We start from the raw sequence: 11,456 nt of genomic DNA, 5'->3' as shown, positions 1-11,456 counted from the left end.
AATTAAATTATGGTTTTAAAAGGTGATTTTTTTGAGGTAAATTTCACTAATATCGTTTTTCAGTGAGAGGTAACATTTGTATTTTTCATCTATTTTCACTTCAGTCAAATAGTATTTCTCTTCATTGATTTTAGTGGTATTATCTAAAATTTCAAATGATTTTAAGGGAATTATCAATCCGTGTCCCTGGGCTTTTAAGACCGCTTCTTTTTGAGTCCAATAATCAAAAAAGGCTTCTTTTTTATTCGAAGACAAAACAATTTTATCCCACTCTTTTTGGGTCATTTGAGATTTAAAATCAGCTGTTTCAATGTTCGTTATAATTTCAACATCAATCCCGATTTCATGTTCGTCGCTTAAGGCACAAACCACAATTTCGCCTGAATGTGAAATATTAAAAAGAACTGAATTATCTTCAAAATAGGGTTTATTATACAAGGTTTGTATGATCTCTTTGGCTTCAGGTTTCTGCTTGTAGGTTTCTTTTACTCCTTTAAACAGCAATATTCGTCCCAGAAGCGATAATTGTGCATCTTGCCACCTTTGAAATCGTTTGATTTTCTCTTGGTAATCAGCGGGAAATTGAGGTAAATCATTTTTCAATAAACTTTCATGATTTTCCTCGGACAGGTAAGAATAATAAATGTAAATCAAAAGATATTTTTTAGAGATTAAAATCAAATAATAGAACAAAGTATTTATAAATACTAAAAATTAAAGTCAAAATTGATTTCTTCCAGCTTATTGGTTATTGTTAGCGGATATTCAATTTCTGATATTTTAATCGAAGGTTTTTCTATTATTTGAGATAATATTTTTTTAAAAGTTGTTACCAGAAACGCGATTGTGATTTCTTCGTATTTGTTGTTATATGAAACATTGACTTTGAGATTGTCATTGCTTTCAAAAAAATTAAATAATAAAGGTAATCTGCTGTAATTTGTATCTGCGGGTATATATTTTAGTTCAGCATGATCCATTTTTATAGTTTCCTGAAATGAAAAATCCGGATTTTGATACGTTACCAAAACATCGAACAAAGTTTCTTTTTTGAGTTGCCATGGAAAATCCTGGTAAGCATCCATTAAAAGCATGTTTTTTTGAACCTGATCTAACATACTTAAAAAATCCATACTTTCTTTTAACTGAACACGAAGAGGCAGCGTTTTTACAAACATTCCTATCATTTCAGCAATATCAGATACATTTCTTCCTGAATTGACTGTTCCTATTACAATATCGTTGTGATCGCTAATTTTATAAACAAGCACATTTAAAACAGAAATTACAATATTATGCGGTGTACTTTTTTGTTGCTGAGCAAACTGTTTCAGTACTTTTGTTTCTTCTTTTGTAAATTCCTCATAAAAATGTGATCCATTTTGAAGTTTCTCATCAAGATTAAAATCACTTGTAATCGTTTCTTTTATAACATAACCCGTTAAGTATTTTTCCCAAAAGTGTAAAGCTGCAGTATTTTCTTTATTAGATGATAACCAGGCTGCATAATCTTTAAACTGAATATCTTCTTTTTTAATTAAAATACTCGAATACTCATAATTATGGACAAATTGTTTGGTTATAAATTCTAATGAAACACCATCCATAATAATATGATGTGTACAAAATACTAATGTTGATGTTGTGTCACTGGTGTGTATAAGCATCATTTTTAAAAGCAAATCATGTTCTAAATCAAAAGGAGTTTCTATATAATCCTGAATAATTTGTGCTGCCTTTTCTTTTGTAGTTTGTACTTCAGTTATTGTAAAAGCAGCGGTTTCCTCTTGTTTTATTTTTTGAAAAACATGTCCTTTACTTTCTACAAAATTGGTTCTAAGTATTTCATTTTCGATAATTAATTGTGATAAGACATGATTTATTTTATCAGGAAAAACAGTTCCGTTGATTTCAAAAACAGCTACCATATTATAAGCAATTGACTTTTGAGAATCCTGACAGGCAATCCACAATTCATGTTGCGAAGGCGTTATGCCAAAATCTGTTTTTAGAGACGTAAAAGAAACAATGGTTTTATGATTCGGTTTTAAAGTCGCTAAATAATTCGTCATTAATTCAATAGTAGGATAATCGAAAATCGTTTTTAAAGTAACTTCGAGCAAAAGATTTTTGGCTATTAATCCCGTTAGTTTAACTGCATTTAATGAATGTCCGCCAAGAGCAAAAAAATTATCATTTACACTTATTGCTTTTTTACTGTTTAGCACTTCTGCGTAATATTGAGAAAGTATTTTTTCTAAATCTGAATTTGGCGCTTTAAAATCATCTTCAATTTTATCATGTTCAATGGTTCTTTTTGCTAAATTTTTTCGATCAATTTTTTGATTTGGTGTTAACGGAAACTCGTCTAAAAGAATAATGGTATTCGGAATCATATAATAGGGAAGATTCATTTTTAATACATCCAAAATTTCTTTTGTATCAATTTCTTCTTCCGTTTTTAAAACATACGCAACTAAAAAAGCGTCTTGCTGATTTCCTTTTTTGGCAATAACAACAGCTTCTCTAATTCCGAAAATCTCATTTAAATGTGATTCTATATCTCCTAGTTCAATTCGATAGCCTCTAATTTTAACCTGATTGTCATTTCTTCCTAAAAATTCTATTTCGCCTTTTTCATTCCATTTACCAACATCTCCGGTTTCGTACAGTAAAGTTGTTGCATCAAATGGGTTTTTAATAAATTTCTCTTTAGTTAATGGCTCATTTTTATAATACCCTTTTGCTAATCCGTCGCCGGCGATGTAAATGGCTCCGGAAGTTCCTATTGGCTTTGGCGTTAAAAATGAATCTAGTATGTAGATTTGTGTATTGTGCATGGGTTTTCCAATGTTTGATGCTTCTTTGGAGTCCTGCAGTTTTTTTTGGCTTGACCAAATCGTAGTTTCTGTTGGACCATACATATTCCAGACTTCTAAACTATTGTCTATTAATTTTTCGGCTAGTGCTTCACTTAATAAATCGCCTCCGCAAAGTATTTTTAATCGTTTATCTCCAACCCAATCAGCATTAAACAACATTTGATAAAAACTTGGCGTGGCCTGGATTATGGTAGTCTGTATCTCTCCTATTTTTTGAATAATAGCATTTGGATCTGCTAAAATTTCCTGATTTGCAATGTATAAGGTTGCTCCGGAAATTAAGGGCACAAAAAACTCCAGAATCGAAATATCAAAAGAATAAGTGGTTACCGAAAAAAACACATCTTTTGACTGAACTCCGGGTTCTTTTTGAATACTGATCAAAAAATTAAGCAATGACTGATGTCCAATTTCAACACCTTTTGGGTTTCCGGTTGAACCTGAGGTGTAAATGATATAAGCGGTATCCTGAGGTGAAATTGTTACAGATTGATTTCCTTCAAATGCTTTTATTTCTTCTAAAATAGTTTCTAACGATATGGTTTGTACCTCATCGCTTGTATTTAAGGAATGTTCTTTTTCATTTATAAGAACTTTAATTTGACTATTGTCTATAATGTAATTCAATCTATCCTCAGGGAATGTTGGGTCTAAAGGAATATAGGATCTTCCGGACTTTAGTATTCCTAATAAAACAATGACAATATTGGCCGAACGCCCTAATAAAACCGCAATGGGAGATTTATCCTCTTCGCCATAAGTCGTTATAAAATATGCTGCTATTTGGTTAGATAATTTATGAAGTTCCGAATAAGAATAGGTTTTGTAATCGTCTTTTAAAGCTTCTTTGGAACTAAAATTTTCAACTTGTTTTTCAAATAAATCAAGGAATGTTTTCTCTTTTTGATAATCCGCTTTTGTATTATTAAATGTTTCTAAAACCTCCTTTTTTTCCTCTTTTCCTAAATAATCCAATTCTTTTAATATTTGATTTGGAGTATCTAAAATGGCATGAATTAAATTTTCAAAATGCTGTACCACTTGCGTAATTTGTACCTCATTAAAATAACTTAAATTATAATCAAAATCAATTTTTACATCTTCCTGTTCGTCAAATTCTCTTATATAAAGGGCCAAAGCAACTCGTTCTGATTTATGGGTTAACGGAATTACCTGAGTTTGTGTATTAAGAAAATCATTAGAATAATTTTGTTTTTCGTACGAAAGTGTGATATTGAATAATCTTTCTTTCTCACTAAAAATCTGAAGTTCCTGAATTAGTTTTCCTAACGGAAATCGCTGATGACGATAATCATTTCTTAAGGTATTTTTTATCTCAACAATTAAATCCTGAAAAGAAGCATTAAAGTCTATAGAGATTCTTAAAGGCGAAATCCCCATGAAAAGCCCAACTGTTTTCTTGTAAATTGATTTGCTTCTGTTTAAAACAGGTAAACCTATTGCAAAATTATTATTCTGGTGTTTTCTGCCAAAATAGGCATATAAAATTGCTAGAATTACATTAAACGTTGAACATTTATAAGTTGTTGCCAACTGATTTAACTGATTATAAACTTCTCTTTTAAGAATCAGTTCTTTACGATCACTTTTATTGGTTTGAAAATTATATTCTATTTTATCAAATAAATTTTCAGGTAAAGATTGAAATTTTTTAACCCAATATTTTTTATCCTCATCATAAGACTCAGATTCCTGATAAGCCGCATCATCTTCTGCAAAATCTTTATAACTAAAAGGATAGATTGTTTTAATTTCTTCGTACTCAAGAATCTCGTTGTAATTTTGAACTAATCTCTGAAACATCAGTGACGTTCCCCAGCCATCTGTTATAATATGATGATACACAGAAAATAAGTAATGATAATTTTCCCCGACTTTAACAAGAGTAAAAACATGTAAAAGATGTTCTCCTAACAAATCAAAAGGTTTAGCAAACTCCTCCTGCATATAAGAACTTGCTGCTTCGTAAGGCTTCTGATATTGAGAAAAATCGACAAAACCTAATTCTGAATAATGTTCGTCGACTATTTTTATAGTAACATTTTCCTGTTCATTAATAAGCACACTTCTGTACGCATCATGCTGATTAATAAGTGCATTGTATGCTTTTTTAAAGACTTCTGCATTTATTTCTCCTTTAATTTTAATCTTAGCGCCAATATTATATATGGCTTCGTTAGGATATAATAACTGCTCGAAATAAACATCTTGTTGAGGAAGGGTCAGTTTCATTTTAAAATATTTTTACGTAGAAACAACTAAGCGAAAGAAGTTTCGCTTAGTTGTAAGGAATTGAAGAAATAAGTTTTTTTTTGATTAGATAGTGCTAAAGAAATGCTCTATGCCCAGAATAATTCTTTATTGTATTCTTTTGTTTTATCCACTTTTACTTCGGTATCAATTTTACCGTAGTTAAATTTTATAATTCTGTCTGCCAGATGAAAATAGGCATCATCGTGTGTAACAGCTATAATTGTTTTTCCTTCTGCTTTTAATTTTGGAATGAGTTCTTCGTAGAAAAATTTCCTGAAATAAGGATCCTGATCGGCAGCCCATTCATCTAAAACGAGGATTGGTTTTTTTTCCATTAAAGCAAAAATCAGAGACATTCTTTTCCCTTGTCCTTTAGAAAATTTTCTTCTCGCAGAACTTTCTTTATCATCTGTAATTACTTTATCCAGTTTCATCATTTCCAGTAATTGCCTGTATTCCGGATTATTCTCCACCGTATATTCTTCATAATTATGAGAAAATATATGATCGTCTGTAAATACTGCAGCTATTAAATTTTGATTTTCCTGACTGGATTGGATTTCTTTTCCGTTTAAGAGTATTTCACCTTTAGATGGCGTGTACAAACCTGTAAATGTGTTGATAAAAGTGCTTTTTCCTGAACCGTTTCCACCAACAATAAAGATGATTTCGCCTTCATTTACGGTTAGATTTACAGGGCCTAAAGCAAAAGCTGTATCGTTAAGATTATTGTTGTATGAAAAATGGATGTCTTTGAATTCGATACTTTCAAAGGGCGTATTCGTTACTTCGATTTGTGGTTTTATATCTTCATGTACTTCAAAATCTTTTAAGAAATCCTTGATTCTTTGGTGAGCAACAATAAAACGGGTGTATGTTTGCTGCAGGTTAATCAGGTTGTTTATTGGGCCCGATATGAATAAAACGATCACAACATAAGCAATAACATCTGCCTGATCAAGCAATCCCCATCCTGGTAATAAAAACAAAATTGTCGCAATAATAGCATACAAACCGTATTGGCTAATAAGATTAATAGACAAAAAGGTGTAACTAATTTTAAAGTCTAATTCTCCGGCCTGATCTCGGTTTGGTTTTAAAAATTTATTCATCAAATTTTCAGTTCTGAAGAAACTCAATTTCAATTTCTTAAATCCTTTCATTACATCATCTACATACTTATAATAGTCATCATTGTATTCTCTAAGGCTTACTACTTTTTTAGACATCGAATTGATTACAAACAGATAACACGCTGCAACGGCAATAATTAACACGACAACTATAAGAGCAGAAGTTACAGAAATCGTAAACATGTAGATCAAACAAAGAACCAGCATTAAGACAGAATTTACCGTATGCGTTATTGTATAAGGCAAAAGCCCGAATACTCTTAAATCTTCGACAACGGTAAAGAAACGCTGAGATCCTAAATTTTCTAATTTTATAAGTGATGCCTGAAGAATTTTTGAGAATATCAGTTTTTCATTATCATATAACATTTTAAATGAAAATTCATTTAGTCCTTTCTGGAAAATGATGTTTAACAAATAGGTATACACAATAATGGCGAAAAAAACCATTCCGGTGTAGTCTTGCATAAATGTCTTATTACCAGATAAAGTATTGTTTATAATGTAAACTATTCCGAAGCTAAGAATGGTATTTGGCAATGCATATGCAGCCAGAAAAAGAATATTTTTTACTGATATTTTAAACATCTTAAAAGTTTTTTGTGGTTTATAAAGTTTAAGGAATAGAGATACCTCATTCAAAATGGAGATTCTAAATTCTACTGAAAATGAATCTCCATTTTAAAATTATGAGGAAAAATAAATGTGGATTATTGGGTAAGAATAAAAAAATTTCGAATTACTTAATTCTGCTTTTTTCGTTATCTATACTTGTATTTTCTTTTTCTTGCTTAGAGACTTTATCTCCAAAATTATACGTAAAAGATACTCTAAGCTGTCTCGAATTGGTTAACGTTTTGTAGTCTGCATTTGTATTGACAAGATTGTTGATTACCCCTTTGTTGATGTAGGTTCTAAAAACATCTGTACAAACTACTTTTAATAAACTTCTGCTGGAAAGTTTTTTACTCAGCGTTATATCCAGAAACCAATACGGATCTGTTGTAAACTGAGCCACATATGCTTTGCCTACATAGCGGCCAAAAAGCTCAATCTTGTAATCGTTCTTTAGCTTTACTTGCAATACGGGATCAATTCTGAAATTATAGCCATACGTATGCAATTTGCCATCAAAGAAATTACTTTTAGTATCTGTATAAGATAATTGCACATTGCCGCTAAAGGTTAACCAGCTGGTAAGATTAAAAGTAGAGCTAACACTAAGATTCGTTACTTTTGTGTTTCCTATATTTCCGGGTACGCTGTAATATATGTTGTTTACAATTTCTATCGTTTCCTGAATCTGATCGTCAATTTCACTGTATGCCAAACTAACATTCAGGAGACTTTTATGTCCGTATGAAGCTTCTATAGAATTAGTTATAGAAGGTTTCAAATAGGGATTTCCTTTGTAGAATGTTACTTTATCTACCTGAATAACAACCGGATTTAAATCCTGATAAAAAGGTCTGTCGATTCTTTTTCCGTAATTAATTCCGATCGTATTATTTGCTAGCGAATCTAGTTTATAAGACAGATATAGCGTCGGGAAAAAATTATCATAATCCGTTTTATTCTTAGTTCTGGGTTTTATTTCGTTTCCTAACTGATCACCTTCAATTTTTACGGTTTCATATCTAAGTCCGAGCTGCATAGAAAGTCTTTCAAAACTTGTGTTTGAACTAACATATAATGCTGTAATATTTTCTTTGTATAAAAACTTATTGTTCTGATTGAGGTTTGGAGTTGTAATGTCATTTACGATATCAAAATAAGTACTCTCATTATCTGTTTTGATATAACTGTGTTTAAATCCTGTCTGAAAATTTGTTTTTTTAGTAATCTGATTAGAGTAGTCTAACTTTCCGGCGTAGATATTCACATTAGAAGTTGAACCTCCTACGAGCATATCCGAATAATTTTTGCTTGCATCCGGAAAAAGTATTGAGTTTTTGTATCTCTGATAAGGATCTGAATCGTACAGTAAGTAATCTAAATTGGCAGTAATGTCGCTCTTTTCATTAAATTTATGATTGACGTTTAAATTTATGCCACTGTTAATGAACTTATTACCTGAATCTCCTATTGTTTTTATAATCGAATCGTTGACTTGGGCTGAACTGTTAATGTAATTTCGGCTATCATCTTTATCATTTCCGTTCCAGATCAAACCATTGGTAGAAATTCCGATCACTGTATTTTTTGAAAGATTATAGTCGGCACCAAACTTAATATTTGTCAGTATACCATCTCCAACATTATTCGTTTCCTGTCTGCTGGTACTGCCGGTATCGGTATAATCTCTATTGATATAAAGATCCTGAAAGCGCTTTTTGTAAGCAATGTTTCCTGTCAAAAATATATTATAATTCTCTTTTTTCTTGTTGAAATTAAAAGTGGTATTGTACTCTGTATATTTGTGTTGTCTTACACCCAAAACGATACTTCCGTTTTCTCCTTCTTTTTTACTCTTTTTAAGTTTAATGTTGATGACTCCTCCATTTCCTGCTGCTTCATATTTAGCAGGCGGATTGGTCATGATTTCGATTTTATCTATGTTATCTGAAGATAATCCGCTTAAAAAACTTTCCAGTTGAGCACCAGATAAATACGTTGGGCGATCGTCAATAAAAATGGTTGCATTTGCTTTTCCGTTTAAGCTTACAACACCCTGATCACTTATACTTGTTCCGGGAGCTTTTTTTAATAATTCTAAAGCCGTTATTCCAGTATTAGATTCCAAAGCATCTACATTCAAAATAGTGCGGTCAATTTTGCTCTCGATAAACTTTTTCTGTTTGTATACAATTACTTCGTTTAAACTTTCTTTTTTTATCGATTTAAGAACATCTATAGGCGATAATACTTTTTGTTCGTCTTCTTTTATCGTAATAATTTCCGTCTTAAACGTATTATAGTCGTCATGGACAACTTTAATTTTATAAGTACCGCTTTTCAGGTTTTTAAAACTAAAATCTCCTTTATCCTGAGATAGTTCACTTTTTATTAGCGTTTCCTGTTTATCATTCATCAAAAGAATTGTCGCAAAAATAACGGGCTCTTTATTCTCTGCATCAATAACGTTTCCTGAAATTGATGCATTCGAATTTTGTGCATACGTTGGATTACACAGAAAAATAAGCAGGCATAACAAAGTGATATAATGTATAGGCATATAATTATATTTCATTATTTTTTAAATATATTGAATAAAATCCCTATGAGAATGCAATGAAGCAAACTCAGAATCTATTAGGTTGATAAAATTTAAAGGATATAAAAGATTAGGCTTTGAAAGTATTGAACTATATATCAAGCGCTATAATAAGGAGTATACTAAAGAAAGAAGCTTTAGTACAGAATAAAGACTTTGGTTATTATGCTTTATAGTTTTTGCAAATGTTCCAGTCTGTGTGGTTCTTGATATATTGTTTTTTATATCTCAAATGTACTTCTTCTGTTTGCGTAACTCCGTTTATTATAAATTCCTTATTGTTAAGAATATAGGACAAATCACTAGTGTTTGTAGTTACCAGTTTTTCTTTTAAAATTTGATTACTGATATCATTAATTAGTTTTGTCATACTCTTTTCATTAGGAGATCCTTTTATAGATTTTCCGGTGATGCCCGTAATCGTCAATGGATTTTCTGCTTTCTCCTTTTGATTGCTTTGGGCCATGCATGCACCCGAGATAAAGATCAGAGAAGCAGCAATTAATGCTTTAGTCTTTTTCATAATGTATTAATTTTAGAATTATTATTTTAGTAGTATTCCTGAAAGAATTATTACTTTTTTACTTTAAAATTATAGCAGATACGCCAATCGCTCTTTTCTATGTATTTGCTTTGGTATTTATTAAAAATCTGCGAAGGCTGAATTTTCCCATTAATAACTAACTGATTATCATCTAACATAAATGATAAGTCTTTATCATTGGTTACAATAAGCTTTTCATCAATCATCTGATCGATCATTACATTTAAGGTGGATACTATTTTCTCACCTTCCTTTTCAGACATGGCATTGGCCGTAATTCCTGTAATAGTATAATAACCTTTATCATTTGAACTTTTTGCAGTTTCATTTATTGAAGTTGTATTTATCGAAGTTCCAGGCAAAAGATTAAATGTATTACGAATTTTTAACTGACCAATTGCACCTATTATTAACAAGACAAAAAGAAATACTCCGAAGAAGTGAAATTTTGTTAAATTAATTTTGCTGATATCGTTTTGATCTTCTAATAAAATTCTTTCCACTCTTTCTAATAATACTTCACGATTACCCGAAAAACCTAATGATAAAGCCGGATTTTCTACGTCTATTGCAGCACAATAATACAATGCACTTACATAGTCTTTTTTGTTATGGGTAATTTCTAATACTGCATCATCACAACATTTTTCTCTTTCATTTTTAATGAGATTAGAAAACCAGATAAATGGCAGATTGAAAAAGAAAATGGCTTCTAAGAAATTCTGAACCAAGTTTACAATAGAATCATACCTTTTTATGTGCATCAATTCATGATAAATTACAACTTCGAGCTGATCTTGAGACAATCCTGTTGTGAGTTGAATTGGCACTAAAACAATTGGTCTGAAAAAGCCCAAAACAACCGGTGAAGTAATGGCAGATGAAAGATATACTTTGATATTTTTTTTGATTCCTACTTTGCCGCAAAACTGTAGTATTTTTTGATTCCAGTCTCCGTTTAATTCTATTTTGTTTTTGAGAATGAGTCTTTTTATATTTCGAACTCCCCAAAATAATTTAATCATTTTATAACAAAATATCAAACACCATACTAAGGTTATTTCTAAAGCAAAATCATAGATTTTTACATATAGATTTTCTAAAAACAAGAGTACTTTTGAAATTTGAATGGGTTGAGAACTTAAATTTTCTATTTTCTGAGCCAAATCAGGCAACAGAATGTATTTGTTACTACTAATTCCTTCGTAAAAAGTACTTAAATGACTAATTCCAAAAAAAAGAATTACGGCAACAAATACAAACAACATTAATACTAATACATTATATCTTATCTGCGCTTTAAAATGCGAAGTAAAATGCATAAAAATATAAGCTGCAACTGCCAATAGCATACCAAATACAAAAGAGCTGATAAATATATCGAGTAGTGTTTTATAAAAAGCTTCCAT

General features: G+C 30.8%; 6 protein-coding genes. All 6 read right to left on the bottom strand.

Annotation, left to right across the window (positions count from 1 at the left end):
• Positions 1-15: 15 nt before the first annotated feature.
• Complete coding sequence (locus LNP22_RS09220; RefSeq protein WP_229976277.1) at positions 16-654, bottom strand: 4'-phosphopantetheinyl transferase family protein; 639 nt, start codon at positions 652-654, stop codon at positions 16-18.
• Positions 655-707: 53 nt separating this feature from the next.
• Complete coding sequence (locus LNP22_RS09215; protein ID WP_229976276.1) at positions 708-5,135, bottom strand: non-ribosomal peptide synthetase; 4,428 nt, start codon at positions 5,133-5,135, stop codon at positions 708-710.
• A gap of 107 nt (positions 5,136-5,242) precedes the next feature.
• Positions 5,243-6,877, bottom strand: coding sequence for a cyclic peptide export ABC transporter (locus tag LNP22_RS09210; RefSeq protein ID WP_229976275.1), 1,635 nt, complete (start codon positions 6,875-6,877; stop codon positions 5,243-5,245).
• Between the two features lie 151 nt (positions 6,878-7,028).
• Complete coding sequence (locus tag LNP22_RS09205) at positions 7,029-9,479, bottom strand: TonB-dependent receptor (RefSeq protein ID WP_229976274.1); 2,451 nt, start codon at positions 9,477-9,479, stop codon at positions 7,029-7,031.
• A 187-nt stretch (positions 9,480-9,666) separates the two neighbouring features.
• Positions 9,667-10,026, bottom strand: coding sequence for a hypothetical protein (locus LNP22_RS09200; RefSeq protein WP_229976273.1), 360 nt, complete (start codon positions 10,024-10,026; stop codon positions 9,667-9,669).
• 50 nt (positions 10,027-10,076) lie between these two features.
• Entirely contained in the window at positions 10,077-11,456 is a 1,380-nt protein-coding gene (locus tag LNP22_RS09195) for a M56 family metallopeptidase (protein ID WP_229976272.1), read from the bottom strand.

This window comes from Flavobacterium flavipigmentatum (assembly GCF_020911905.1).
In the GTDB taxonomy this organism is placed as follows: domain Bacteria; phylum Bacteroidota; class Bacteroidia; order Flavobacteriales; family Flavobacteriaceae; genus Flavobacterium; species Flavobacterium flavipigmentatum.
This window is presented reverse-complemented; position numbering and strand designations above follow the sequence as displayed.

Coding starts and splice junctions, on each gene's coding strand:
- LNP22_RS09215 (WP_229976276.1), bottom strand. CDS start 5,135: ATGAAACTGACCCTTCCTCAACAAGATGTTTATTTCGAGCAGTTATTA.
- LNP22_RS09210 (WP_229976275.1), bottom strand. CDS start 6,877: ATGTTTAAAATATCAGTAAAAAATATTCTTTTTCTGGCTGCATATGCA.
- LNP22_RS09205 (WP_229976274.1), bottom strand. CDS start 9,479: ATGAAATATAATTATATGCCTATACATTATATCACTTTGTTATGCCTG.
- LNP22_RS09200 (WP_229976273.1), bottom strand. CDS start 10,026: ATGAAAAAGACTAAAGCATTAATTGCTGCTTCTCTGATCTTTATCTCG.
- LNP22_RS09195 (WP_229976272.1), bottom strand. CDS start 11,456: ATGGAAGCTTTTTATAAAACACTACTCGATATATTTATCAGCTCTTTT.